Source organism: Domibacillus sp. 8LH (assembly GCF_038806185.1).
Lineage (GTDB): Bacteria > Bacillota > Bacilli > Bacillales > Domibacillaceae > Domibacillus > Domibacillus indicus_A.
The window spans coordinates 29985-55008 of record NZ_JAVJNG010000023.1 but is presented as its reverse complement, the minus strand read 5'-3'; the positions used below and the strand labels follow the sequence as shown (position 1 = coordinate 55008).

Sequence of the window (25024 nt, the reverse complement as noted above, 5' to 3'; positions counted from 1 at the left end):
CATCCGGCAGGATGATTCTCCCAAAACAATATCAAAAAGAGTGTTGATTCCATGCTCATATGCCAAGTCGCTTTCTAGAGATAGGTCCGGTAAACCCAATGACGTTCACCTTATATTTTTCGTCGCTTTGGCCACGCCGATTGTCTTTTTTTCACAAATTGTATGTCTATCAATTCGACTTTCATCGGGGATGACAAGGTCAGCATCTTTGACTGCTTTCTCAACATCCGCCGCTTTCCGTACACTATTAACTCTTCTTATTGTTTTCTACAAATAATAAATGCGGTTTTTATTTTGTCATCCTATTGATATTGTTCTAACTTTATCCCCGCATCCTTCCGCTTCTGTTCAATTATGCTTCCCTACCCTGAAAATCCTAACCTAATCCCTTTTCTCTTTTATTTGTTTTTAAAGTATAATAATTGATTCTTTCGTATCAATCTTCTGGGAAATAGTTTTATAAAGTAACAGGCGGGTAACATACATACTGTACACCACAAATCTTGCATTTACTGAGGAGGAATTTTTAATGGCTAACAACAACGATAAAATGAGTCGTGAAGAAGCAGGACGCAAAGGCGGAGAAGCTACTGCAAAAAACCATGATAAAGAATTCTACCAGGAAATCGGAAAAAAGGGTGGAGAAGCCACTGCTGAAAATCATGATAAAGAATTCTATCAGGAGATCGGTGAAAAAGGCGGGGAAGCTCGCGGCAAACAACGCAGTGATGATTAATTAATTGGATTAGTATGAACATATGAAGGCGGAACAAGAACCGTCGTTAATTATTTAAAAAGGGAATGCTTTAGCATTCCCTTTTTACTTTTTCATTTGGCATATTTGCAAAAACTTATTTAGGTATAAGCATCCTTTCTATTCTCCATAATAATTGAGAAAGATAAGTCATTATTGAAAATCCGGGTTTTTATTTTCAAAACCATATTTATCAGCCGCCGCAGCAATCTTCAGCTGTATTTTCTTTAGATAACTTTGGTCTCATTATTTTGTGCCTGCGCTCACGCCCTGACTTTTCTTAAACACGTTGACTAAAAAGAAAAAGGAATTTAATTCATGCATTTTCCTTGACAAGAAAACAAGTCCTATATAATAATTAATGTCGAATTAGAATTATTATAGTTACTTGCAACAGTCACGGTTTTGATTGCGCAGGCTGGCTATAATACCTACAACCACTACATAGGAGGAATTTTATTATGTCTCTAATCGGAAAAGAAGTACTACCATTCTCAGCAAAAGCATTTCACAACGGTGAGTTCATTGATGTTTCAGAACAAAACTTTAAAGGCCAATGGAGTGTTGTCTGCTTCTACCCTGCAGATTTCACATTCGTATGCCCTACTGAGTTGGAAGATCTTCAAAACGAATATGCCACACTTAAAGATCTTGGCGTAGAAGTATACTCTGTTTCAACAGATACACACTTCACACACAAAGCATGGCACGATCATTCAGAAGCGATTGGCAAAATCGAATACATTATGATCGGTGACCCTTCACAAAAAATCTCTCGCAACTTCGACGTATTAAACGAAGAAGAAGGTCTTGCTGACCGCGGTACGTTCATCATCGATCCAGATGGCGTTATCCAAACAGTTGAAATCAACGCTGGCGGTATCGGCCGTGATGCAAGCACAATTGTAAACAAAATCAAAGCAGCACAATACGTTCGCAACAATCCAGGTGAAGTTTGCCCGGCTAAATGGCAAGAAGGTGCTGCAACACTTAAGCCAAGCCTTGACCTTGTAGGCAAAATTTAAGGAGTATAACTAATGATATTAGATGCAGATATCAAAGCACAATTAGCCCAATATCTTGAAATGATGGAGGGCGATGTGCTTCTTAAAGTGAGCGCAGGATCCGATGAGGTATCAAAGGATATGCTGGCACTTGTGGATGAATTGGCTACTATGTCTTCTCGCATTAAAGTAGAGAAAACAGAATTGCCAAAAACGCCAAGTTTTAGTGTCAACCGTATCGGCGAAGATACTGGTGTCACTTTTGCTGGTATCCCGCTGGGCCACGAATTTACGTCGCTGGTACTGGCTCTCCTGCAAGTGAGCGGAAGAGCGCCAAAAGTTGACCAAAGTGTCATTGACCAAGTGAAAAACATCAAAGGTGAATATCATTTTGAATCTTACATCAGCTTAACTTGCCACAACTGCCCTGATGTTGTACAAGCCCTGAACCTGATGAGCATTTTAAACCCTGGTATTTCACATACGATGATTGACGGAGCAGCATTTAAGGATGAAGTGGAAAGCAAGGGCATCATGGCAGTACCGACTGTGTTCCTAAACGGGGAATCTTTCGGCAGCGGCCGTATGACTCTTGAAGAAATTCTTGCTAAAATGGGAAGCGCTCCGGATGCATCAGAATTTGCGGACAAAGAGCCATTCGATGTGCTTGTTGTCGGCGGCGGACCAGCTGGTGCAAGTGCAGCTGTTTACGCAGCACGTAAAGGCATTCGTACAGGTCTTGTTGCTGAACGCTTTGGCGGCCAGATTATGGACACAATGGGTATTGAAAACTTTATCAGTGTGAAATACACAGAAGGTCCTAAGCTTGCTGCAAGCCTGGAAGAACACGTAAAAGAATACGACATTGATGTCATGAACTTACAGCGTGCCAAGCGCTTGGAAAAGAAAGACCTAGTCGAGCTTGAACTCGAAAACGGTGCGATTCTAAAAAGTAAAACGGTTATCCTTTCAACGGGTGCCCGCTGGCGCAATGTTGGCGTACCAGGCGAAGCGGAGTTCAAGAACAAGGGTGTAGCATACTGCCCTCACTGTGATGGTCCATTATTTGTTGGAAAACACGTAGCTGTTATTGGCGGCGGTAACTCCGGTATTGAGGCAGCCATTGACCTGGCAGGTATTGTGAAGCATGTAACGGTTCTTGAATTTATGCCAGAGCTGAAGGCTGATACTGTACTTCAAGATCGTCTGTACAGCCTGCCTAACGTCACTGTTCTCAAGAACGTGCAAACAAAAGAAATTACCGGTACTGACAAAGTGAACGGTATTTCTTATATCGACCGTGAAACGGAAGAAGTTCACCACATTGACCTGGAAGGTGTATTCGTTCAGATTGGTCTTGTACCAAACACCGACTGGTTAGGTGATACGATTGAACGTACTCGTATGGGTGAGATCGTAGTCGATAAACACGGCGCAACAAACACCCCTGGTGTATTTGCTGCAGGCGACTGCACAGACAGCGCCTATAAGCAGATCATCATTTCAATGGGATCAGGTGCAACTGCTGCCCTGGGCGCATTCGATTATCTTATCCGAAATTAAGGAACAGAAGATTAAGCAGTATCAATTATCTTTCTTTCCCAAAACCAAAGCCGCTGTACTGCCTGATGGCCGTACAGCGGCTTTTTACTATTCTGGGAGTTTATCTTATTGCTATCTCCCATTCATGTTTAATTGATTAAAAGGCGGTTTTTAAAAAATTAGTTCATATGGTTTTTAATTGTAAATTTGGATTTCACTATATCAAACCCAGATAATAATCTGTTCATTCGCATTCACTAATAAGAAAAAATGATTTACTCCATTTATTGTTATATATCCTGCATTTGTTTAACAACCATCAACGCCGCACGCCATTCCTTCGGGAAAATCCGGTTTCTGCCTGCCGATCTCATCCTTGATCAGCTGTTCTAATGTTTCTTTTGATTGAACGCCGGCCGCTTTCGCATCACCAATCACAAAAGTCGGTACCGCTGTGATATCCGCTTCGTTATAAGCTTGCTTAAGTGCTTTCTGATGGACTGCTTTATATTTTCCTGTTTCCAATACTTCGCGGTATTCTGTTTGATCTAAACCAATCTCACCCGCTAGTTTCGTTAATACATCAATGCTGCCAATGTCCTGCTCTTCCTGGAAAAAAGCCCGCAGCATGCGGTCATTGTATTCATTGCCTTTCCCTTTTTCCTTAGCGTATTGGTAGCCCTCAAACGCCAAGTACGTATATGGCTGAGGTGACACTTTTGGCAGGACAATCTGAATGCCCATCTGTTCAGCCATCGGATACACGGACTGTTTCCACGTGTTTTGCAAATAATCGCCTTCCGGCTTTAATGTTTCATTTGGATATGGACGAAGCTCATAGGGCATCCATTCCACTTCAACATCTTTTCCTTTTATCGCTTCTTCCAGCGGTTTTTCTGCCAGGAAACAAAAAGGACAGACGTAATCTGAATACACTTTTATCTTTAAGGTCATATTGATTGCCTCCTATTTTCTTTATAGTGGTGTAGAGATATTATGGGCCTTTACCCTCTCTTTCATAAATCATTCTTCAAATGAAGATAAAAATATATTGGTGACTATTTCCATAGAGTAAGACAAACGAAAAACACCTCTAAGTGAATAATTAAAAGTGTTTTTCTATGTATATCACTTATTGCACATTCTTTTTTCCTTGTACCTTAACTCTTTAATGAAGACAATCATAGACATTTTTGCAATCAACAAAAAGGTTACGGTATAAAAAGTGAACGAACGTAGCTGCTTCTTTTTCTAATCGCAAATTTTGATCCCCAAATAGCTCCTGCAATTCCTGCCAGACCTACCGGTAAACTGTAAAGAAAATGGGCCTGCCCTAAATACATGAACATCAATAACCCTGCAACATTACTTCCAAAACTTAAAAATTTATTTTAAAACAATATTCCCTCATTTTGATTTTCCACCCTTATGTTTTTGATTTGGCAGTCAATAATTCCAATTGACTCATTCTTCTTTTAGTAAGTTCTGAAGCCTTTTTAAATGACCTGCCCGGTTATTTTACTAAGCAAATGAACATTGTCCTTTGACAGAGTGTCTCTATTAAAAACCAGCCTCGTCTCCACGGAATCGATCGGTTTAACTGTTCCTGACCATTAGATACAACAAAAAAAGAAGGAAAGCTGCAAATGTGCTTTCCTTCCTGGTAGAACTTATTGTTTTTCTCCATTTGTTGCAATTACTTCTTTATACCAATCAAAGCTCTTTTTCTTTGAACGATTGAGTGTGCCATTGCCTTCGTTGTCTTTATCCACGTAGATGTAGCCGTAACGCTTTTTCATTTCACCTGTTGATGCACTGACAATATCGATCGGTCCCCAGCTTGTATAGCCGATCATTTCAACGCCGTCTTCAATCGCTTCAGACATTTCCGCCACGTGCTTTCGTAAGTACTCGATACGATAATCATCATTCACTTCTCCATCTTCTGATGGAACATCCACGGCACCTAAACCATTTTCTACAACAAATAAAGGTTTCTGATAGCGGTCGTACAATTGGTTAGCTGTTATACGGAAACCTTTCGGGTCAATGGTCCAGCCCCACTCGGATTTTTCCAAGTAAGGATTTTCAATAGATCCAAACACATTTCCAGAGGTGGTCTTGTTGATTTCCGGGTCTGTGCTTGTTGTACGGCTGGCGTAATAGCTAAAGCCAATGTAATCTACTGTGTGATTTTTGAGCAGCTCTTCATCCTGCTCTTCCATTTCGATCTTTAAATTGTTGTCCCTAAAAAATCTCTTTGCATAGCCAGGGTATTTGCCCCGGGACTGAACATCAATAAAGAAAAAGGAATCGCGGTCTTTTTCCATCGCATCAAATACATCCTCAGGGTCACATGAATAAGGGTACGTCTGCCCGGCAGCCAGCATGCAGCCGATTTTGGCATCAGGAATCATTTCATGTCCGGCTTTCACAGCTAGTGCACTGGCAACCAATTGGTGGTGGGCCGCCTGGTACTTCACCTGCTTCTGGTCTTCACCCTCTTCAAATACAAGGCCTGCTCCGACAAACGGCAGATGCAAAAGCATATTGATTTCATTAAAGGTCATCCAGTACTTTACCTTGTCTTTATATCGCTTGAATAGCGTTGTCGCATATGTTTCAAAAAAAGTAACAAGCTTGCGGTTTCTCCAGCTGCCGTAATTCTTTACCAGGTTCACTGGCACATCAAAGTGCGCAATCGTTACGACCGGTTCGATCCCGTGCTTTAACAGTTCATCAAACACATCGTCATAAAACTGCAGCCCTGCTTCGTTCGGTTCAGCGTCATCTCCGTTTGGAAAAATTCTCGCCCATGAAATCGATAAACGCAATGCTTTAAAGCCCATTTCTGCAAACAGGGCAATATCTTCTTTGTAACGATGGTAGAAATCAATTGCTTCATGCGATGGATAGAACTCTCCTTCAAGTGGTTCATACGTAGGCAAGTTGCCAAACATGATATCGAAGCGCTTCTTCCCTGTTGGCAGCAAATCGACTGTCGTTAATCCCTTCCCATCTGCTAAATACGCACCTTCTGCCTGATTAGCGGCAATCGCGCCGCCCCATAAAAATCCTTTTGGAAAAGCCATTATATTCTTCCTTTCTTGAATACCAGTGAGAAAGGAATTCGTTTCTTTCCTTTCTCTTGGACATGTAATGGTTTAGTGTACAAGTTTAAACAATGAATCGCCTGTTTTTATTTGTTTCTGGTCAGTCAGCTCTAAACCATCTTCATTATGGTTTGTTACCACAATAGGAGTAGTGAGCGACTTACCCGCTTTTTTAATTTGCTCGATATCAAATTCGATAAGTAACTGACCTTTTTCCACGTATTCACCCGAAGCTGTATGGGCTGTGAAGTACTTCCCTTCAAGCTGAACGGTATCCATTCCGATGTGAATCAAAACGTCTGTACCTGAGTCCGTTGTAATGCCGATTGCATGATTTGTTGGAAACAATGCCGAAATGGTTCCTGATACAGGGGCACGTAACTTTCCTTCACTTGGTTCAATGGCTAGACCAAAACCTAATGCACCTGATGAAAACGCCGCATCTTTTATTTGTGATAATTTTAGTACTTCTCCGTTTAATGGACTTACCACTTCTTCCGTCTGAAGCTTTGTTGCTGCTATTTCATGAGAAGCCGCAGGGCTTCCTGCCGCCGGCGTAGTTACAGATTGCTCCTTCTTAATTCCGCCAAATAACATGGTTAAAATGAATGCTGTGACAAAACCAACGGCGATTGAGATAAGCGCACCCCATAGGTCCATCCCCAGCCCATCAGGACTAATATAAGAAGGAATTCCAAAGATACCAAGACCGCCTATAATGAAACCCTTTACATTTGTAAAGCCGGCAATAGCTCCACCAATGGCTGCACCGATACAGCTGATAATAAATGGCTTCTTTAACGGCAGGGTAATTCCGTAAATAGCCGGCTCTGTAACACCGAAGATGCCCGAGATAAAGGCTGGAATACTTAGTGATTTTAACTTTTGGTTCTTTGTTTTGATCATAATAGCGAGAACTGCCCCGATCTGTGCAAAGGATGCCGCAAACACAGGAGCTAGGATTGTATCATACCCCATTGTGGCCACGTTGTTGATCGCAATCGGCACCAATCCCCAGTGAAGACCAAAAATAACGATGACCTGCCATAGTCCGCCAAGCAAGATTCCTGCAATTACTGGACTTAAGTTATAAAGGAATAATGACCCCTGGCCTAACAAACTGCTTGCCCATGTAGCTACTGGGCCGATCACCATAAACGTAACGGGAACCACGATCAGTAAAGTGAACAACGGTACAACAAAAGCTTTTACTACATCCGGAATGAAGGTTCTCAACCATTTTTCTACTTTAGCCGCAAAAAAAGTGGCAAGGATAATCGGAATAACAGATGATGAGTAAGACATTAAAATAACTGGAATACCCAAGAAGGTTACAAAAATCGGTGACGCAAACATCGTTCCTTCAAATAGCGTATAAAGCGGCTTGCCAGCTGTTAATGTAGAAAGTGCCGGATACACTAACGCAGCCCCTATAGCCATCCCGATAAACGGTGTGCCGCCAAATTTCTTAATTGCTGTATAACCTAAGAAGATTGGCAGGAAGTAAAACAAAGCGTCTCCAGTGGCATTTAAAATTTGATATGTTCCGGAAGTATTCTCGATCCAGCCAAGTGCTACAAATAAGGCATTAAAACCTTTGATCATCCCGGAAGCTGCCAGCACTCCTAGAACAGGGGTAAAGATGCTGGAGATCATATCAATAAAGCGATTGAAAAGTGATCCTTTTGGACCTTCTTCCTCCTCGACAGGTGACTGGCCTTGGAATCCGCCTTCCGCCACTACTGCTTTATATACATCTGGTACGTGATTGCCGATCACGACTTGATACTGCCCTCCGCTTTTCATCACAGTTACAACATCATCCATGTTTTTAAGAACTTCGGTATTGGCTTTGCTTTCATCTTTTAACTTAAAACGCAGACGTGTAATACAGTGAACCACACTGGAAACGTTTTCTTTTCCGCCTACATTTGCAATAATCTCTCTTGCCAACTGCTCGTACTTCATTTTCAACCCTTCCTTCTTTATTTGATTTTTTCAAATAAAAAACCTGAACTGCCTAAAACACACATACGGATTGCATGTTTTAGTCAGTTCAGGTTATGCCCACTTAAGGTAACATTCCTTGAGGAATTTATTGAGTTTTATTTGATACATGTAATTTATCATGGGTATTCCGTTTATGTCAACGCTTTCATTTTAATTTTTCAAATAAAATATTGTATTTCCGAGAACCATCTTATGTATATTAATTGTTAAGAATAGCGTTTATAATTTCCTAATTACGGAAGGCACACCCGAGTGAAAAAAGCAGAATTAAGATCGCTTGATCCCTGCTTTTTTATGAGAACGACAGATGAGATGAGTAATGGCCAGCATGATGACTCCATGCATATTGACAACCCTCATTAAATGTGGTAAAAAAGTAGTAACCGTTTACAAAATGAACGTCAATCAGGATTGTTACTGGTAAGCAGGCAAAACCTGAATTTGTGCCGAAAAGGCTTATTGCCTATGGTCAAATTCAGGTTTTTTTGTTTCCAATAAGATAAAGGTATGGTGCAGATGGAGATTAAAAAGGTATTCAACAATAATGTAGTGCTGACGCAAAATCGCGAAGGACAGGAAATGGTAGTCATGGGACGCGGCCTTGCTTTTCAAAAAAAAGTAGGTGACACGATCGAAGAGGATAAAATAGAAAAAACCTTTGTTCTGGACAATCACGGAGTTTCTGACAAAATTGGCGAGCTGCTGCGTGAGGTACCGGAGGAATACTTAACCATCGCAGACCGGATTATCTCTCTAGCCAAAGCGCGGCTCGGTGCTGGGCTTGATGATTATGCTTATGTGGCGCTCATGGATCATATCAGCTTTGCTGTCACCCGCCACAAGCAAGGCATGGTTCTTCGTAATGCGCTTATTTGGGAAATTAAAAAGTACTATAAAGAAGAGTTTGCTATTGGCTTGCAGGGACTTGACATCATTGAGGAAGAAACAGGGATCCGTATGGAAGAAGATGAAGCAGCTTCTATTGCCCTCCACCTTGTAAACAGCCGTGTATCAGGGGAAGGTCTGGATGCCGCTGTGCAAATTGTTAAAGTCGTTAACGATACGCTGAATATCGTCAAATATCATTACAAAATGGAAATTGATGAAAGCTCTATTAATTACGAGCGCTTTTTAACGCATCTCCGCTTTTTTGCCATCCGGCTTGTCCGGCAGGAAAAAGCTGATGCGCCTCCCGGGGATGATTTTATGTTTACGCAGGTGCAAAGACGCTATCCTGAAGCGTTTGCCTGCAGCGAAAAGGTCGCCTCTTACGTAGAAAAGACGTTTAACTGGTCTATCTCAAACGATGAAAAAGTTTATTTAACGATTCATATTCATCGTGTAACGTCACGGCAGGAATTGAATCGGCAGGGATAATTCATATTTTATTAGCTGAAAAAGACAGAGCGGCCTCACACTAAGAAGGTGAAAGCCGCTCTGTTCTTATCTCTTTATTCAAAAAATAAATCTAACCGCAGACAAATAAAAATAGTTGTTATTGCCGCTTTCTGCTGTTATCAGACTTATCGAAACGTTTCCTTACACCAGCTTGCAGCGCAATAACCACTCCACCAAGAGTATCAGCAATTAAATCTTCCATCGTGTCTTTATTTCCGCCGCCCTGTAAAGTCATTCCGAAAAATTGATCCATGCTAAATTCATAAAACTCCCATACGACGCCGCCCAGTACAGCAAAGGAAAGGACAAACAGAGCAACAAACCAAGATGAGACCTCTTTACCTGCTTCTCTATGAACAAATCGCTCGTACAAAGCAATGCCCGTGAATGCAAGTAAAACACCGCTCACAGCGTGCATAAAGAAATCCCACCAGCCAAGCCCGTACCAGCCTAAAATTGACCCGAAATATTGTGAACCCAAGAGGAAAATAAAATAAAAAACGATAAGGGGCAAATTAAATTGGAGCCTGGTGAAAAGAGCCAAAATAAGAGGAATTAATCCGCATGCAACACCACCTGCTGCAACAAGCGCCTTTTTGTCATCACCTTCCGTGTAGTGAACAAAAGCCAGCACAGCCATGAAAAGAACATATGCAACACTAAGGAAACTAACTATTCGTTTTTTCATCTTTTCCTCTTCCCCTCTTGCTTCTCATGCCTTTGTTTTATTTTGTTTGTGTAAATCCCTTCCAAAAATCCCTGTTATCCCAAAAAGCAGGTTATACATAGTATGCGTATGCAGCCTTTTTGTATAGTTTGAATAGCCGTCTGGCCTCTTATAAACTCATCTATTTTTCAAAAAGCGCTCGCAAATGTTTTAACCATAAGAACAAAAAGAAAAAGGACTTAGTATAACACATCATCGATACCTTTTATGGGATAAAAGTTTATAAAGCGCAACCTAATCAATCCCGCAAAGATTCCTCAAAAGTCTCTGCCCCCTATGACAACACAACGGTCAGAGTCGATATCAAATATGAGGAGAATGATCAACGTAACGGTCATGAATTAAAACAACCACGATACTTAAAAGATGATTCGCTTACGCTTCACCTTATCGTTTGAAACCCCCTACTCATTATGTCCCTTATAAAGGAGACGCAATCATAAGAAAAGATATCAGGAGATGGTGAAACATGAAACAGGCTCTTGAGAAATAGCATGAATGCAAACAGTACATTCTTTTTGACACGCTTACAGCTAAAATAAAGAGGATTCTAAACCCTATGAACGTTAATTTTCTAGAGAAACAATCTTCTTCATTAACGTGATGTGCGCTTTTACTGTTACACCGGACAATCATTTCGTTTATTTTCAATTACTCAGCACATATGGTGGAGACATGCTTCTCTTTACCGTTCTATTTGGAGGCGGTTTATTACTTTCCTTTTGTTCCTTCTTTCACCCGGACAAATGGAACTTTTAGTAGTGATGTCATTCGAAAAAATAGGTAAAAAAAGAGCCAGGGGCAAAGTTTTTCCCCTGGCTCTTCCGCTTACTTTGAGAATCCTTTTTAACTCCCCAATACATTCATTTTAATAAGCTAATCCATTTGGGCTGTGTCCCCAATCACTGTAAGAATTTCGTTACGCGCACGATTTCGATGTGACCGCATTAAAACACTGGCGGCATGACCGTCCTTTGCTCTCATACATGAAACAATGGCTTTATGTTCCACTATAGAATGAAAAGGAAGCGGCCGCTGATTGATTGTAAATAATCGGGCTCGATATAATTGGTCTGAATGGCTGTCTATTACCGCTCTAAGACGTTTATTTTCTGCGTAATCAATAATGAGGTGGTGAAACTCGTCATCTAGAATGGCCCATTTTTTCAAATCATTTTGCTCAAGTGCTTCTTCCTGCTGCTCAATCAATGATTCAAGTTTGCTTATCTCTTCTTCCCCTACCTTTTCAGTTGCAAGGCCAACAGCAAGGCCATCGAGTGTTTCTACAATTTCATAAACTTGTTTTAGGTCTTCTCTCTCGATCGGCTCCACAATAAATCCTCGTCTCGGGATAAGACGAACCATGCCTTCTGTTTCCAAACGCACGAGCGCTTCTCTTACAGGAGTACGGCTCATTTGCAGCACTTCAGCCATTTCCCTCTCTAATATTGTTTTTCCTGGAGAAAGAATCAAGTCACGGATCGCAAGGCGGATAATGTGGTATGCCCGCTGTGGCAGACGGTATTCATCCAGACCTTCCAGGTTATCAATAAAGAACAGAATTTCCTTCTCCATGCCTGTTTCGTTTAAGGAAAAATTTTTTTCATTACCTTTTTCAACCATATCATTTTTCATTTTTGCCACCTGCTTCATTCTTTATTTCTCAAATCATTCTCTAACCAATAAGCGAGGCTTCCAGGTGCCTGACATATAGGATTTTACGTTCCGGCAGAGAAAAAAGTATACCCTTTCAGTTTGCAAACCAAATGAGGCAATGTCAACTAAACAGTCCAGATCCTATATACGCCAGCTTCCTCTTACTAAACATTTTTAAGATCATAAAAAATAAAAAGGCTGGGGAGTTTTTAGAAAACCTCCCAGCCTGCTTTTTATACTTCTGTTTTAACTTTAGACAGATTTTCGATAATAGCGTCCGTTATTTCGCTTGTGTTATATGTTCCTCCCAGGTCACGAGTAAGAATGCCCTGGCGTGTCGTTTCGGCAATAGCTTTGTTGATAAGCTCTGCTTCTTCTTTTAGTCCTAAATGATCCAGCATTAACGCGGCACTTCCAATGGCTCCAATGGGATTGGAAATTCCCTGTCCTGCAATATCAGGTGCTGATCCATGAACGGATTCAAACATACTTGGCGCAGTTCCTTCAGGATTAATATTTGCGCTGGCAGCCAGCCCTAAACTTCCTGCAAGAGCACTGCCTAGATCAGAGAGGATATCTGCAAACAAATTAGAAGCAACCACAACTTCTAGTTCCTCAGGTTTCAATACAAATTGTGCAGCCGCTGCATCAACAAGCCATTGATCCGTCTCTACATCCGGATAATCCTTGCTTACGCGGGCAAATACTTCATCCCAGAGTACCATCCCATACTGCTGGGCATTGCTTTTCGTAATACTCGTTACTTTCTTTCTTTTGCGTGTCCGTGCAAGATCAAAGGCATAACGGATAATACGTTCGCAGCCATGTTCTGTAAACAAAGCGGATTGCACAGCTACCTCTTTTCCAGGTCCACGCCCGGAGAAATTCCGGCCCCCGATTCCTGAATATTCTCCTTCAGAGTTTTCACGAATCAATACCCAATTTAGAGAATCCACGTCTGGGTGATTAAGTCGTCTTGGAACACCAGGTAGAAATTCGATAGGGCGGATATTCGCCCATTGATCAAATCCCTGGCAGATTGCCAGACGCAAGCCCCATAAGCTAACATGGTCTGGTACTCCAGGAAATCCAACCGCTCCAAAATAAATCGCATCATAATCTCTTAATTTTTCTACTCCATCTTCATCCATCATTTTTCCATGTTCTAAATAGTATTCGCAGCCCCAAGGGAAGAAATCGCTTTCAAATTCGAACTTACCGTTAGAATTTTTTGCTAAGTGGTTCATTACACGAAGACCAGCTTCAACGACTTCTGTACCAATTCCATCTCCCGGAATAACAGCTAAACGGATTTTTTTTGTTTCGCTCATTAAAATATCCTCCTCTACTAATTCTGCCAATTTAATTGGCTTAGCTTAATGTGAATCTTATAGTCATTATATTAAATAACGTATACGTTAATGTCAATGTTTTTTCTGACAATTTTGAATTACTCTTTATTGTTTCTATATACACGCAAAACAAAAATTGAAAATCCAGAAAAACCAATATATTTTCAATAAATGAAGGGATTATCTTTATTTAATTCAATTATATCTTTTGAAATAAAATAAAATATTCAGAAACTTATTGACTTAACGTATACATTAACATACAATTTGATCAGTGAAATTCTATTGGTTTGTTTCCTTGCATCATTTGATTTAGAAATAAAGGGGTGATACTATTGGATGCGCTTCCAAAAGATTAATTTTTCATTTATGATCATTCTTAAGCTGGATAACCTGGAAATTAGAGAAAAGACCCATCAGACAATACAGTGGTGCAGGTGAAGAGAAATCATTTAAGCAGCATTGCCCTTTCAGTTTATTCTCCTGCATGATACAATTTTTCTTCGTATTATCATAAGGGATGAACATTTTTGTATGCGCTACCATTTCTTTTTTTGCAGACTATTCTATATAAAGCAGCAGTTTAGAAATAAAAATGGCAGATAATTTGGTTTCATTACTTTTACAGGAGGTGGTTTGTATGTTAACAGTCTTAGCATTATTAATGATCACTGTATTCATTGTACTTCTCTCAAAAAATAAATTAACTGTATTCGGGGCATTAACCATTGTTCCATTTGTTTTTGGAGCCATCGCTACCTTTGCAACGGGTGCTTCCTTTTGGGATCTCTTCGAATGGATTAAAGAAGGTATTTTATTTAGTGTAGATGAAGAAACAGGAGAAGTTTCTACCGGGGTTATTTCACCCGCTATTGTGATCTTATTTGCGGTGTTGTATTTCGGTGTCATGCTTAATGTCGGTTTGTTTGACCCTTTATGTGAATTCTTTATTAAAAAAGCAAAAGGGGACCCATTGAAAGTGACAATAGCAACCGTTTTAACGGCGACAGTCGTCACGATGAATGGTGATACGACTACAACGATTATTATTTGTGTCGCTGCTTTCCTTCATCTTTATAAACAAATGAATATTAAGCTGATTTATTTAGCTGTCATTATTGTGACCCCTATTGGCATTTTTAATCAGCTGCCATGGGGAGGCCCGACCATTGCTGCAGCCACAGCCATGAATGTAAGTATCAGCGAATTGTTTGCAGACTTATTGCCAGGAATGCTGGTTGCTGAAGTATTCGCCATCTTTATGGCTTATTTTATCGGTATAAAAGAAAGAAAACGCTTAAACTTTGATCCTAAGACCGCTAAAGATATTTCCCCAGAGCAAATGGAAAGCATGTTAAACGCAATTCGTTTAAAAGATCCTGAACTAAAGAGACCTAAACTATATGCGTTTAATTTGATTTTAACGCTGGTTATTTTAGTGATGCTTGTGATGGATCTTGCACATGGCGGTGTTTTATTTGGTATAGGTGCCGCAATTGCCCTTACGGTAAACTATAAATCTGCAAAGCTTATTAACGAACGGCTTGATGACTTGGCAGCAGATTCTTTAGCACCCGCTTTGGCTACTTTGGCCGCCGGGGTTTTCTCTGGCGTTTTAACAGGCAGTGGAATGTCAACTGCTTTAGCAGCATCTATTACCGCTATGATCCCAGAATCATTAGGCTCAAATATGGCACCTATCTACGCGTTAATTGCAGCACCCGCCATTACATTTTTACCGCAGGATGCTTTCTACTTTGGAATTGCAGGCGTTATGGCAGATGTTATGGGGCAGTACGGAATTTCCGCTGGCGAAGCGGCTGTAGCTTCCATGGTGGGACAGGCATTCCGTTTAATTTCACCCGTTATTCCAGCTCTATATATGTTAGTTGCTTCTACGGAGACAAACTTTATAAACTTTCAAAAAACGTATATATTGTATGCCTGGCCAATTGTATTTATATACCTGGGTGTTTATACATTAACCGGGGCATTGCCGGTTTAGAAAAAAGTCTTTTTAAGCATTCTTTGTAGTTTGCTATATCATGGCTCAAATCAATACGGCAATGCACCAGGCTGGTCGAGTAAATCTTTTTGCAACATGATTCATTATCTACCTTTAGAGACATTAATTTTTGCGTCATTAACATTTTAACTACGCTCCGATTAAATTTTGTATTCTCTCATTGTACTATATTTCGATCTCTCTCTTTTCATTGTTTAGGTTATACAGGATTAAGCCAAACCGTCCCGTTCGATTAACAAGAAAGCCAAGAATATTGTATAACAAAGCTTAATAAAAAAGCCTCAACGAATATTTTCATATTCGTTGAGGCTTTTTTCCCTTGAGAGTTTTCTGTTAATAGCGCTTCTTTTCACCTCAGTAAGGAAGCAGTGCGTCGCTTACCATTTCCCATTCGTGAATGTCAAACCCTCTTGCTCCTTGAATCACATACGGGTCTTGTTTCACGATTTGTTCCACTTCTTCCAGCGAGCCGGCTCGATAAATGACCAATCCCCCGGCACCGTCAGCAAATCGGCCATTGGCAAATATTTTTCCCTCCCGACGTCTTTCTTCTAAATAGTTAAGGTGCTGCACACGATACTCCTGACTCTTTTCCTCATTCAACATAGGCAAAAAAACCGCAAAATATCTCATTTTATGATCATCCTTTCCAGAACTTTAACCGGTTACATTTTTACACCTGTTCGAACTGCTTGAAGCAGCCTGAATAATTGATTGGTCGTTGATTTTAAGTTGTTGAACGCTACTTTTGGATCCATTGCTTCCTCCAGCGTCATCGGTGCATTCACAATGGAAAAATAAGAAGTGACGCCAAGTTTATTTAATACTGCTGTTTCTTCATTTACACCGCCTGCAAGTGCAAGAACCGGGATCTTATGCTTTTGGGCAAGCTGCGCTACGCCAAGGGGAGCTTTTCCCATCGATGTTTGTCCGTCCAACTTTCCCTCACCTGTAATCACGAAATCAGCACCCTGCATGTTCTTTTCCATATTGACTATGTCTAATACTAATTGGATTCCGGATTGGAGATGTGCGTTTAAGAAGCCTGAAAATGCAGCGCCTAATCCCCCGGCAGCTCCTGCACCCGGAGTGTTATGAATGTCGGTGCCCAGCGCATGAAGAACAATTTCTGCAAAATGTTTAAGTCCTTTATCAAGCTGTTCAATCATGTCGGGTGCAGCGCCTTTTTGCGGCCCAAAAATATAGGCAGCGCCATTCGGCCCGTAAAGTGGATTATTTACATCACACGCGACTTTGAAGGTGCATTCTCTTAATTTCGCGTGTACCTGGCTCAAATCCATTTTCCAAATGTCATGCAGTGCCTGTGCACCCAATCCAACCTCTTCATTTTGTTGATTCAAGAAGCGAAAACCTAAGGCTTGAAGCATGCCAATTCCTGCATCGTTTGTAGCGCTTCCACCAAGCCCAATGACAAACTCACGACATCCTTTTTCGATGGCATCGGAAATAAGTTCCCCAACGCCATACGTTGTGGTAAGGAGTGGATTACGCTGGCTGTCAGGAACAAGAGGCAAACCGCAAGCTGCAGCCACTTCAATAATAGCTGTTTTCCCGTCACCCAAAATCCCATAGGCTGCATGTACTTTTTCTTTTAGAGGCCCTGCTACTTCTTTTTCGACTCGTTTCCCATCTGTTGCTTGCACTAACGCCTCAACGGTACCTTCTCCTCCATCCGCTAATGGAAGTGTTACAATCTCTGCTTCAGGATAGATCTCTTTTATGCCTAAAGAAATGGCTTCGCTGCCTTCAATAGAAGAAATGCTTCCTTTAAATGAATCAATGGCAATTAACACTTTCATCATTAGAACCCCCTTTACTTATCATTAAGTATAGGGAAAGAAACACAAGGATGTAATAGTCCAGATAACAAAGGATTCAGAATCATTTTGTTATCTGTAACAAAAGCTTCAACCTAAAGAGTTTGAAGCAGAAGAGCAATATACAATTTCACAGAATCATGGTAGTCTCTTGGATTTACCCCGGTTTTTTCAGCAATTTTCTCAAGACGATACTGCAGCGTGTTTTTATGGATAAATAGTTCTTCAGCTGCTCTCTTCAACGAGAGGTTATGGCGATAATAAGTATGTAAAAGGTTTATTTCCTCTTCTGAAAGGTTACCGATAAGTTTTACCGTATAGTCATTTCTTATATGGGAATCAATATTTTCCATGATCATTTCTAAATCCAGCTTTTCGTATTCGCATACCGTTTCCTTTTTTGAAAGGGCGTATTTTAAGGCAAGCTTTGCATGGGCATAGGATTCTGTGAGCTCCGCTATAACGCCAAGGCTGCCTATCCCTACCGAACAGCTTACATCCATAGAACGGAAACGGGTATGAAGAATTTGTAGCGCTGCTTTATACTGTGACTCATTCATAATCAAGACGTACTGGCTGGGGAATAAGTAAGTAAAAAGCTGAATGCCTTGTTCGATTAACATCCCCTTCATTTTAACAGAGAGTGACGAGGCGTTATTTAAACCTTGCAGGTGAATAACAGCGACAAACGCTCTCTCTTCTAATTCGTATTGCAATGGCTGCAGGTGTTCATTCATGAAAGTATCTTCTTTTTCATTTTCAAAAATAAGCATGCGAACAATGGAAGAGCGTAATTCATCTAAAGATTGAACAGCCGTTTTGATCATTTGTTCCTTGATTAACACCTCTGTGATTTTGGTCAGCAAAAATCCCAATGACCTGCATTCTTCCGGATCTCCAGATATGCCGATCACACCAAGCAATTTCTGATTGATCATGACGGGATAATTAATGCCTTTTCTTGCGCCCTTAAACATCTCGTTCTCTGAAACCTCTATCACACTTTCTGTTTCCCGCACTTGAAGGGCCGCAGCATGAAAAGAGCCGATTCGGCTTGAATCCGTACTGGCAATCACTTTTCCATCCAGATGAATAAAGTTTATATCCTTTCCAATCACTTCTTTTGCCGCATCTACAATCATTTGAGCTAAAGAAGGACTAATCTGAAAATGTTCTTTCATCTTTATCTATTCCTTCTATAATGAATTGGGTTTCTTTTTTCATTTTATCATTCGGAGAAAGAGAATGTCTCAAGTGTATTTATTTCGTGTCATGCACCTTTCTTGCTTCATCTTTTAAACCTGCTCACCGCTTTACCAAACTGCTTTAAAACTTGTTCAGAGACAGGTCTTCATTATGTACGAAAAGACGGCTTTAAAGACAGGCAGCACACTTTCTAGTTCGGTAGAAATCTATATCACCATGCCATTTTCAGCCTCTCGATTAGCCTATGCATAAAAAAGGAATGGTTTTTCCATGCTACAGGAGTACGATTATTTAATACGAGAAAGGAGGACTTGCTATGGCAGAACATACAGGAATGAGCTGGAAAAATAAAAACGTGATTACACAATTGAACAATTCTGTAGATAACGTAACGCTGGCTTTACAACAAGCTCAATCGCACCCTACTCAGCAAACGATTCAACAAGTCCAAAATGCGCTTGAACATGCAAACAATGCGCTTGACGATGCGCTTCAAAACAGTGAGCATCAGGAGCCTATTGACCGGCTTCAAGAACAGCTCAACCAAAATAAAGAGCAGCTGCAGCAGCTTCGTCCTTCAGAAGATTGATAAAAGACCTGTATTTATTGTGCTCGGTACAACGTTTAAATGCCCGAAATAAGTAACAGAGCGCTCTTTTTCTATTTCGATGCTTCATTCTGCTTCATGAAAAGAATCCACATTTGTTTTTGCTGCAAAAGAAAGAGGCAAACCTTGAAATCAAGGTTTGCCTCTTTGCGAAGCTGTTAGCTCAATCTGTATGAGACTGAAGGCAATTTTCTTCCGGAATATACTAAACACATACTCCATATCCGCATAGACCGCCTATAACAGCCGGAAGAAGCCTGCCAAGTCTTTTCTTTTTCATTAAAAAACCAATTGAACCAAAAACATGTAAACAATTGTTCCTCCCGCCATGGATAAAAGCATCTTTTTTTTCCAGAAATGAAGCAAGGCCACTACTGCCACCCCAATCAGTTCAGGAATGCCATGACTGCCGGATAGAAAACGCACATCCTTGAAACAATAAATGACCAAAAGCCCTAAAACAGCTGACGGCAGCACTTTGCCGAGGTATTGAACATACGCCGGTGTAGGTTTACCTGCTGGAAAAAGAATGAACGGAAGGAACCTTGTCAGCATGGTTCCTAATACAACCATCGCAATCATTATAATCTGCTGTGCTAAGCTCATCGTCATGCTGCTACCTCCACTTTTCCCAAAGGTTTTCTAAAAACAGTCAGTATACTTAAAATCGCAATCATAGCCGGGATAATAAAGTCGCTTCCGCCAAAAACCATGAGACTGAGAGCTGAAAGTCCAAGTCCTGCAAGGGCACTATGATGCTTTTTCTCTTTCATCCACTGTTCAATAAAGATCACAACAAAGAGAGCCGTCATGACAAATTCAAGACCTTCTGTATTGAATTGAACAAGAGAGCCAAACATACCGCCAATCGCTGCTCCCACGACCCAATATAAATGGTTCAGCATTGTGACGAAGAACATAAACCATCCCTTGTCTACTTCTTTTGGAGCATTCACTGTGTAATTGATCGAGAAAGATTCATCACACAGGCCATAAATCAAATAAAACTTCTTTTTTCCAGTTCCCTTGTACCGATCCAACATGGAAAGACCATAAAATAAATGCCGCGCGTTGACCATCAAAGTGAGAAACAGTGCATTCATCGGGTTAAACCCTGCAAGCAAAAGATTGGCTGCCACAAACTCAATGGAACCTGCAAATATAAATAGACTCATTAGGATCGGGTAAATGGCACTGAAGCCTAGTGAATTCATGTAAATGCCATAAGCAATTCCTAAAAATAAAAAGCCGGCAAAAATGGGAACTGTATAGGGAAAAGCCGCAAGAAGTGCTTTCCATATCGTTTTTTTTCTATTCATATCATTCACTTCCTAATAGCTGAATTTCTTTTAATGTAACATAGTAAATCCATACAAAAAACAAGATAATTGTATGGATTACAATTATCTTTAAACAAGTAAAAACCGTTATTTTTAGTGAAATAACGGTTTTTAGCATGGTGTTTTTCTTTTTATCGCGTGATATTTCAATAGGCTCCCTTTTTTAAATCACGCTCTTCCCTGTTAGAATTCCATACAATTCATGATATGATTGTATGGAACAAAAAGACAAGAGGTGCTGTATGCCCGTAAACTCATTTGAACATTACCCAATGTCCTGGAAACCGGATAAAAAAGCATTAAAACGTCCTTTTTATCAGTCAATCGCATCCCTGCTTGAGCAGGATATTGTAAACGGCTTTTTAGCCCCAGGTACCAAGCTGCCTCCCCAGCGGGAATTAGCCGACTTTCTGGACTTAAACTTTACCACGATTACCCGCGCTTACACATTATGTGAGCGAAAAGGATTGATTTACGCGGTCACGGGAAGCGGAACCTTTGTCGCGCCAAATGCTGCCCGTTCTATTGCCATTTCAGCGAATGAAACGACAAATTGGATAGACCTTGGCTTTGTCGCTTCTTTTGAACAGACCAATGAGATCGTAACAGAAGCCATTCAAAAAGTGACCGAGAAAAAGTATTTGAATCAGCTGCTGAATTATAACGACCCAACGGGGATTCTACATCAAAAAACGGCTGGGCTGAACTGGATGGAATCGTTCGGCATTCGTGCAGACCAGGAACATACTGCAATTGTATCAGGTGCACAGAATGCACTCGCCATCGCATTAACAGCACTATTTGAGCCGGGTAATCGTATTGCAACCGATTTATACACGTACTCCAATTTTATTGAGCTGGCCAAAATGCTTCATATTCAACTAATCCCTATTCCAGGTGATCAGTTTGGAATGCTGCCAGATGAATTGGAAAAACAGTGCCGCCAAGTTGATATACACGGTATTTTTCTTATGCCTTCCTGCAGCAATCCGACTACGGTAATGATGTCCGACTTCCGAAAGCACGAGTTGGCGGACGTGATCCGCAAGCATCGGTTAATTTTAATTGAAGACGATATTCATGCTTTTATGACAGCGGGAATTGTTTCTGATTATCAGCAGCCTTTGTTCAATTTACTCCCGGAACAAAGTGTTTATATTTGTGGAACCTCTAAAAGCATATGCTCCGGCCTACGAGTCGCCTATATAGTATTTGGTGATCCATTTCGCCAGAAAATACTGCAGGCCATTTTTAACGTTAACGTAAAAACCTCTTCCTTAGATGCAGAAGTTGTGACAGAGCTTATTTTATCCGGCAAGGCTCACGACATTATTTCTCAAAAGAAACGGCTCGCGCAGGCCGCAAATGATTTGTACTTGGAGTATTTCCCATTACAAAAGAATGTTGGACATCGACTTAGTTTTTATCGCTGGCTCCCTCTTCAAGGACATCACGATGCCCTGCAGCTGGAAACAGATTTGAAGAGGAATGGAGTACGAGCTTTTCATTCTGATCGTTTTCTTAGCGGGCAGACTACACCTGATAAGTATTTGCGTATTGCGCTTTCTTCTACGAACTCGTTAGATGAGTTAAAAACAGGATTAGACATCTTAACCCAGTATCTAAACTAAGTGATACATTCTTTAACATAAGCCCCCAAAATAAAAAGCAAAGCTTGGTACTTCAAGCTTTGCTTTTTATTTTGGAGACTGTCCTTTTTGGACACTCGTTTGATGTGGCTGGGTAAGTATTTTTTAACAGGCCTTGCCGCTATTTGATAAAATTTTTTTGATATCAGTTTGATCATCTGGATTTATAAGCCTCGCTTGCAAAGGACCGCCCTATCTTCTTAAAGTGTTAATTAAACACTTTGTAAATCACATATTAACGTTTTAATAATTTCTAAAGATTGGGTAAATTTATCAGTTTCTTCCCTTTCATACATTATGATAGACATGTCAGTTGAAAAATGAGAGGAGAATCACAAATGTCAATCGAATCCAGAAAACCAGGCATGGCACAAAAATTCATGTTTATGGGTGCTTCTGCCGCATTAGGATTATCTTTATTTGCTTCAACGTCTGTATCTGCCGAAAGAAACGAACAGACAGACAAAAAGCCTTCTTTTGAATTCGGGCTGATTGCGGACGTCCAGTATTGTGACTGTGATACAGCAGGCGTACGTTATTACCGGAATTCAATCAGCAAGCTGCAGGAAGCAACGGCTGAACTCAATCAGCATAATCTCGCGTTCACTGTCCAGACAGGTGATATCATCGACCGGAACGTGGAGAGCTTTGATACGATTCTTCCTTATTTCAACAAAATTGAAGGTCCTAAATACAGTGTGCTCGGCAACCATGACTTCGCAGTACCAACAGATGAAGTGATTGACATTTTAGGTATGGAAAATCAATATTATGACTTTGCCGAAAAAGGCTGGCGTTTTATCGTGTTAGACACCAATGACCTGAGCTTTTATGCAAATGAAGCAGGTTCCGAGAAATATCAGCAAGCCGAGCAAATGTATAATGGGCTAAAAGCGACGGGCGCAGCAAATGCCCAGACCTGGAATGGCGGCGTAGGCTCCGAACAAATGACATGGTTACATAACGTTCTTCAAAAATCCGCTCAAAAGCATGAAAAAGTCGTGGTGATCGGTCACCATCCAGTGTACCCTGCCAACGAGCATAACGCATGGAATGACGCTGAAATCATACAGGAGCTGGAGTCTGCAGGCAATGTAGTGGCTTACTTTAACGGTCACAATCATGCGGGCAACTACAGCGAGAAAAACGGAATTTCCTATGTGAACTTCCAGGGCATGCTTGACACCCCTGATACTAACGCGTACTCTGTCATCCAAGTATTCAAGGACCGCTTGGAGATTGATGGCTTTGGCCGGGAACAGGACCGCACAATCGAAGTGAATACGGGCCGCAAACAAGTTCAAGAAACAAAATAAAAACAAACACTTTTACTAAACATCATTATTTTCTACAACAAAAAGAACCTAAAGAGGCGGATGAAAAACCATTTGCCTCTTTGGGTTCTGTACTTTAGCAGCATCAAAGTATTTTTTTCTGCTTCTTTTTTGTAAAATATTGAAACGATTTTACTTCTTAAATTAATGTCTAAGAAGCCGCATCAGTAATTAGGTTCTACGTGCACATGTACTTCAATCACATCGTGTGCCTTCGTCAGTGCATCTTCTACATCCACTGAAATATCATGAGCTGCCCCGATCCCTAAAGTAGAGCTAACCAAAATCACAACATCAACTACAGAGCTGCTACCGTATTTTCTTGCTCTTATCGTTTTAATTCCTTTTACCCCAGGAATTTCAAAAATCGACTTCTTGTAGACCTCGAGCTGATTTTCGTCATAGCCGTCCGTTAAATCATGAGACGCTTCTCGAAAGGTTCCCCATCCTGTTTTGCAAATAAGCAGGCCGACAACAACGGCTGCGACAGGGTCCAGCCAGGGAAGACCAAATTGAGAACCCAAAATACCGACTGCTGTTCCGATGCTGACCCAGGCATCGGATAAATTGTCTTTCGCTGCAGCCATCACAGACTGGCTTCTGATTTTTTGTGCCAATCTCCGGTTATACTGGTATACCCCATACATGACAGCCGCACAAAAAAGGCCTGTCCAGGCCGCAATAGGATCAGGTGCTTCAGTTGTACGTTCAAAAACAGATAAAGCGGCTGTATACAAAACCTGAAGGCCTACGGCAACCATAATAAATGCAGCCACCAGTGAAGCGACAGGTTCCGCTTTCCAGTGACCGTAAGGATGGTCTTGATCTGCCGGTCTTTGAGAAATTTTCAATCCCATTAACACAGCAATAGAAGCAATAATATCAGTTGTATTGTTTAAACCATCTGCCTGTAATGCTTCGGAGTTCGCTATGTAACCAACTGTTAATTTAAAAGCAGATAAGCATATATATACAAAGATGCTGAGGATGGCTCCCCGTTCCCCCATCTTTAAATCAAGATATTTCTGATCCATACTCTTTCCTCCGGCCTTTTCTTCTTTAACATCGTACCAGAGCCAATTTGAGTGGGTCTACAGCAATCTTTTTGCCCCTTTTAACAAAAATAAGCCTGTACAAATAATGTTTCACTCAGCAAACAATCTGAAAAATGTAATAAAAAGAACACATTTACAGTTCTGTGTTTTTGTTTCTGTTCATTGTCTCTTGATTAAAACACTGACTAATCACTTCTTTTTCTTCTTAACATTAAGAAAGCAAGCCGTTTTAGCATCTCCGAAAAGCTGCTTCTCACACAAGCAGGAATGATGTATTCAGTTTATAATTAGCCAGGATAGTGGATGGCATGGGATGTTTCAGCCGCTTTAAATATTTTCCCTGCTGGCAGGCTGAATAATTCAGGCCCCAAAAAACAAATACTTTGTCGTGAGATGAATACCCTTTTTATAAG

General features: G+C 40.8%; 20 protein-coding genes and 2 pseudogenes. 8 read left to right on the top strand and 14 right to left on the bottom strand.

Going from position 1 to position 25024, the window contains the following annotated elements:
- Positions 1 to 105: 105 nt before the first annotated feature.
- A complete protein-coding gene (locus tag RG959_RS25215; RefSeq protein ID WP_369335191.1) occupies positions 106 to 261 on the bottom strand; it encodes a glycerate kinase in 156 nt (51 codons plus the stop codon).
- A gap of 268 nt (positions 262 to 529) precedes the next feature.
- On the opposite strand from RG959_RS25215, the pseudogene RG959_RS19360 reads away from it, so the two are divergent.
- From RG959_RS19360 to ahpF, 3 genes and pseudogenes are all read left to right on the top strand, one after another.
- A pseudogene (locus tag RG959_RS19360) lies at positions 530 to 733 on the top strand (KGG domain-containing protein); the annotation flags it as partial.
- A 482-nt stretch (positions 734 to 1215) separates the two neighbouring features.
- Positions 1216 to 1779, top strand: coding sequence for an alkyl hydroperoxide reductase subunit C (ahpC, locus tag RG959_RS19355; protein ID WP_242236552.1), 564 nt, complete (start codon positions 1216 to 1218; stop codon positions 1777 to 1779).
- Positions 1780 to 1791: 12 nt separating this feature from the next.
- Positions 1792 to 3321 carry an alkyl hydroperoxide reductase subunit F gene (gene ahpF, locus RG959_RS19350; protein ID WP_342798538.1) on the top strand — a complete coding sequence of 510 codons (1530 nt, stop codon included), beginning with the start codon at positions 1792 to 1794 and terminating at the stop codon, positions 3319 to 3321.
- A 288-nt stretch (positions 3322 to 3609) separates the two neighbouring features.
- Here the strand turns inward: ahpF and RG959_RS19345 are convergent, their stop codons facing one another.
- The 4 genes and pseudogenes from RG959_RS19345 to RG959_RS19335 all read right to left on the bottom strand — a co-directional run bounded on the left by RG959_RS19345 (position 3610) and on the right by RG959_RS19335 (position 8381).
- Positions 3610 to 4254 carry a DsbA family oxidoreductase gene (locus tag RG959_RS19345; protein ID WP_342798537.1) on the bottom strand — a complete coding sequence of 215 codons (645 nt, stop codon included), beginning with the start codon at positions 4252 to 4254 and terminating at the stop codon, positions 3610 to 3612.
- Positions 4255 to 4428: 174 nt separating this feature from the next.
- Positions 4429 to 4688 (bottom strand): annotated as a pseudogene (locus RG959_RS25640) (hypothetical protein); the annotation flags it as partial.
- 282 nt (positions 4689 to 4970) lie between these two features.
- Positions 4971 to 6392 carry a 6-phospho-beta-glucosidase gene (locus RG959_RS19340; RefSeq protein WP_342798536.1) on the bottom strand — a complete coding sequence of 474 codons (1422 nt, stop codon included), beginning with the start codon at positions 6390 to 6392 and terminating at the stop codon, positions 4971 to 4973.
- A 72-nt stretch (positions 6393 to 6464) separates the two neighbouring features.
- Positions 6465 to 8381 carry a beta-glucoside-specific PTS transporter subunit IIABC gene (locus tag RG959_RS19335; RefSeq protein ID WP_342798535.1) on the bottom strand — a complete coding sequence of 639 codons (1917 nt, stop codon included), beginning with the start codon at positions 8379 to 8381 and terminating at the stop codon, positions 6465 to 6467.
- 558 nt (positions 8382 to 8939) lie between these two features.
- Here RG959_RS19335 and licT point away from each other — a divergent pair.
- Positions 8940 to 9800, top strand: coding sequence for a BglG family transcription antiterminator LicT (licT, locus tag RG959_RS19330; RefSeq protein ID WP_342798534.1), 861 nt, complete (start codon positions 8940 to 8942; stop codon positions 9798 to 9800).
- Between the two features lie 118 nt (positions 9801 to 9918).
- Here the strand turns inward: licT and RG959_RS19325 are convergent, their stop codons facing one another.
- The 3 genes from RG959_RS19325 to RG959_RS19315 all read right to left on the bottom strand — a co-directional run bounded on the left by RG959_RS19325 (position 9919) and on the right by RG959_RS19315 (position 13535).
- The gene (locus tag RG959_RS19325) at positions 9919 to 10509 is read right to left on the bottom strand and encodes a DUF2238 domain-containing protein (protein WP_342798533.1); all 591 of its coding nucleotides are present in this window, start codon (positions 10507 to 10509) and stop codon (positions 9919 to 9921) included.
- Between the two features lie 915 nt (positions 10510 to 11424).
- The gene (locus RG959_RS19320; RefSeq protein ID WP_342798532.1) at positions 11425 to 12183 is read right to left on the bottom strand and encodes a GntR family transcriptional regulator; all 759 of its coding nucleotides are present in this window, start codon (positions 12181 to 12183) and stop codon (positions 11425 to 11427) included.
- A 254-nt stretch (positions 12184 to 12437) separates the two neighbouring features.
- Entirely contained in the window at positions 12438 to 13535 is a 1098-nt protein-coding gene (locus RG959_RS19315) for a tartrate dehydrogenase (protein ID WP_315690747.1), read from the bottom strand.
- Between the two features lie 661 nt (positions 13536 to 14196).
- On the opposite strand from RG959_RS19315, the gene RG959_RS19310 reads away from it, so the two are divergent.
- Entirely contained in the window at positions 14197 to 15561 is a 1365-nt protein-coding gene (locus tag RG959_RS19310; RefSeq protein WP_342798531.1) for a citrate:proton symporter, read from the top strand.
- A gap of 375 nt (positions 15562 to 15936) precedes the next feature.
- Here the strand turns inward: RG959_RS19310 and RG959_RS19305 are convergent, their stop codons facing one another.
- The 3 genes from RG959_RS19305 to RG959_RS19295 all read right to left on the bottom strand — a co-directional run bounded on the left by RG959_RS19305 (position 15937) and on the right by RG959_RS19295 (position 18601).
- Positions 15937 to 16215, bottom strand: coding sequence for a YciI family protein (locus RG959_RS19305; RefSeq protein WP_342798530.1), 279 nt, complete (start codon positions 16213 to 16215; stop codon positions 15937 to 15939).
- A 32-nt stretch (positions 16216 to 16247) separates the two neighbouring features.
- Positions 16248 to 17405 carry a glycerate kinase gene (locus RG959_RS19300; RefSeq protein WP_342798529.1) on the bottom strand — a complete coding sequence of 386 codons (1158 nt, stop codon included), beginning with the start codon at positions 17403 to 17405 and terminating at the stop codon, positions 16248 to 16250.
- Between the two features lie 110 nt (positions 17406 to 17515).
- A complete protein-coding gene (locus RG959_RS19295) occupies positions 17516 to 18601 on the bottom strand; it encodes a CdaR family transcriptional regulator (protein WP_342798528.1) in 1086 nt (361 codons plus the stop codon).
- A 341-nt stretch (positions 18602 to 18942) separates the two neighbouring features.
- Here RG959_RS19295 and RG959_RS19290 point away from each other — a divergent pair, with 341 nt between their 5' ends.
- A complete protein-coding gene (locus RG959_RS19290) occupies positions 18943 to 19215 on the top strand; it encodes a hypothetical protein (protein WP_342798527.1) in 273 nt (90 codons plus the stop codon).
- Positions 19216 to 19512: 297 nt separating this feature from the next.
- Here the strand turns inward: RG959_RS19290 and RG959_RS19285 are convergent, their stop codons facing one another.
- Both RG959_RS19285 and azlC read right to left on the bottom strand, forming a co-directional pair.
- Positions 19513 to 19845, bottom strand: a complete 333-nt coding sequence (locus RG959_RS19285; RefSeq protein WP_342798526.1) for a branched-chain amino acid transporter permease — start codon at positions 19843 to 19845, stop codon at positions 19513 to 19515.
- A complete protein-coding gene (gene azlC, locus RG959_RS19280; RefSeq protein ID WP_342798525.1) occupies positions 19842 to 20552 on the bottom strand; it encodes an azaleucine resistance protein AzlC in 711 nt (236 codons plus the stop codon). Before azlC ends, RG959_RS19285 begins: the two co-directional genes overlap by 4 nt.
- A gap of 263 nt (positions 20553 to 20815) precedes the next feature.
- On the opposite strand from azlC, the gene RG959_RS19275 reads away from it, so the two are divergent.
- Together RG959_RS19275 and RG959_RS19270 are read left to right on the top strand one after the other, a co-directional pair.
- Positions 20816 to 22204: an aminotransferase-like domain-containing protein gene (locus tag RG959_RS19275; protein WP_342798524.1), complete on the top strand. Its 1389-nt coding sequence runs from the start codon at positions 20816 to 20818 to the stop codon at positions 22202 to 22204.
- Positions 22205 to 22560: 356 nt separating this feature from the next.
- Positions 22561 to 23538 (top strand): metallophosphoesterase, encoded by a 978-nt coding sequence (locus tag RG959_RS19270; protein ID WP_342798523.1) that lies wholly within the window; start codon positions 22561 to 22563, stop codon positions 23536 to 23538.
- Positions 23539 to 23720: 182 nt separating this feature from the next.
- Here RG959_RS19270 and RG959_RS19265 read toward each other — a convergent pair whose 3' ends face one another.
- A complete protein-coding gene (locus RG959_RS19265; protein WP_342798522.1) occupies positions 23721 to 24590 on the bottom strand; it encodes a cation diffusion facilitator family transporter in 870 nt (289 codons plus the stop codon).
- Positions 24591 to 25024: the final 434 nt, after the last annotated feature.

Bases quoted from the DNA above. Each gene is read 5' to 3' on its own strand.
- ahpC (WP_242236552.1), top strand. From the start codon at position 1,216: ATGTCTCTAATCGGAAAAGAAGTACTACCATTCTCAGCAAAAGCATTT.
- ahpF (WP_342798538.1), top strand. From the start codon at position 1,792: ATGATATTAGATGCAGATATCAAAGCACAATTAGCCCAATATCTTGAA.
- RG959_RS19345 (WP_342798537.1), bottom strand. From the start codon at position 4,254: ATGACCTTAAAGATAAAAGTGTATTCAGATTACGTCTGTCCTTTTTGT.
- RG959_RS19340 (WP_342798536.1), bottom strand. From the start codon at position 6,392: ATGGCTTTTCCAAAAGGATTTTTATGGGGCGGCGCGATTGCCGCTAAT.
- RG959_RS19335 (WP_342798535.1), bottom strand. From the start codon at position 8,381: ATGAAGTACGAGCAGTTGGCAAGAGAGATTATTGCAAATGTAGGCGGA.
- licT (WP_342798534.1), top strand. From the start codon at position 8,940: ATGGAGATTAAAAAGGTATTCAACAATAATGTAGTGCTGACGCAAAAT.
- RG959_RS19325 (WP_342798533.1), bottom strand. From the start codon at position 10,509: ATGAAAAAACGAATAGTTAGTTTCCTTAGTGTTGCATATGTTCTTTTC.
- RG959_RS19320 (WP_342798532.1), bottom strand. From the start codon at position 12,183: ATGAAAAATGATATGGTTGAAAAAGGTAATGAAAAAAATTTTTCCTTA.
- RG959_RS19315 (WP_315690747.1), bottom strand. From the start codon at position 13,535: ATGAGCGAAACAAAAAAAATCCGTTTAGCTGTTATTCCGGGAGATGGA.
- RG959_RS19310 (WP_342798531.1), top strand. From the start codon at position 14,197: ATGTTAACAGTCTTAGCATTATTAATGATCACTGTATTCATTGTACTT.
- RG959_RS19305 (WP_342798530.1), bottom strand. From the start codon at position 16,215: ATGAGATATTTTGCGGTTTTTTTGCCTATGTTGAATGAGGAAAAGAGT.
- RG959_RS19300 (WP_342798529.1), bottom strand. From the start codon at position 17,405: ATGATGAAAGTGTTAATTGCCATTGATTCATTTAAAGGAAGCATTTCT.
- RG959_RS19295 (WP_342798528.1), bottom strand. From the start codon at position 18,601: ATGAAAGAACATTTTCAGATTAGTCCTTCTTTAGCTCAAATGATTGTA.
- RG959_RS19290 (WP_342798527.1), top strand. From the start codon at position 18,943: ATGGCAGAACATACAGGAATGAGCTGGAAAAATAAAAACGTGATTACA.
- RG959_RS19285 (WP_342798526.1), bottom strand. From the start codon at position 19,845: ATGACGATGAGCTTAGCACAGCAGATTATAATGATTGCGATGGTTGTA.
- azlC (WP_342798525.1), bottom strand. From the start codon at position 20,552: ATGAATAGAAAAAAAACGATATGGAAAGCACTTCTTGCGGCTTTTCCC.
- RG959_RS19275 (WP_342798524.1), top strand. From the start codon at position 20,816: ATGCCCGTAAACTCATTTGAACATTACCCAATGTCCTGGAAACCGGAT.
- RG959_RS19270 (WP_342798523.1), top strand. From the start codon at position 22,561: ATGTCAATCGAATCCAGAAAACCAGGCATGGCACAAAAATTCATGTTT.
- RG959_RS19265 (WP_342798522.1), bottom strand. From the start codon at position 24,590: ATGGATCAGAAATATCTTGATTTAAAGATGGGGGAACGGGGAGCCATC.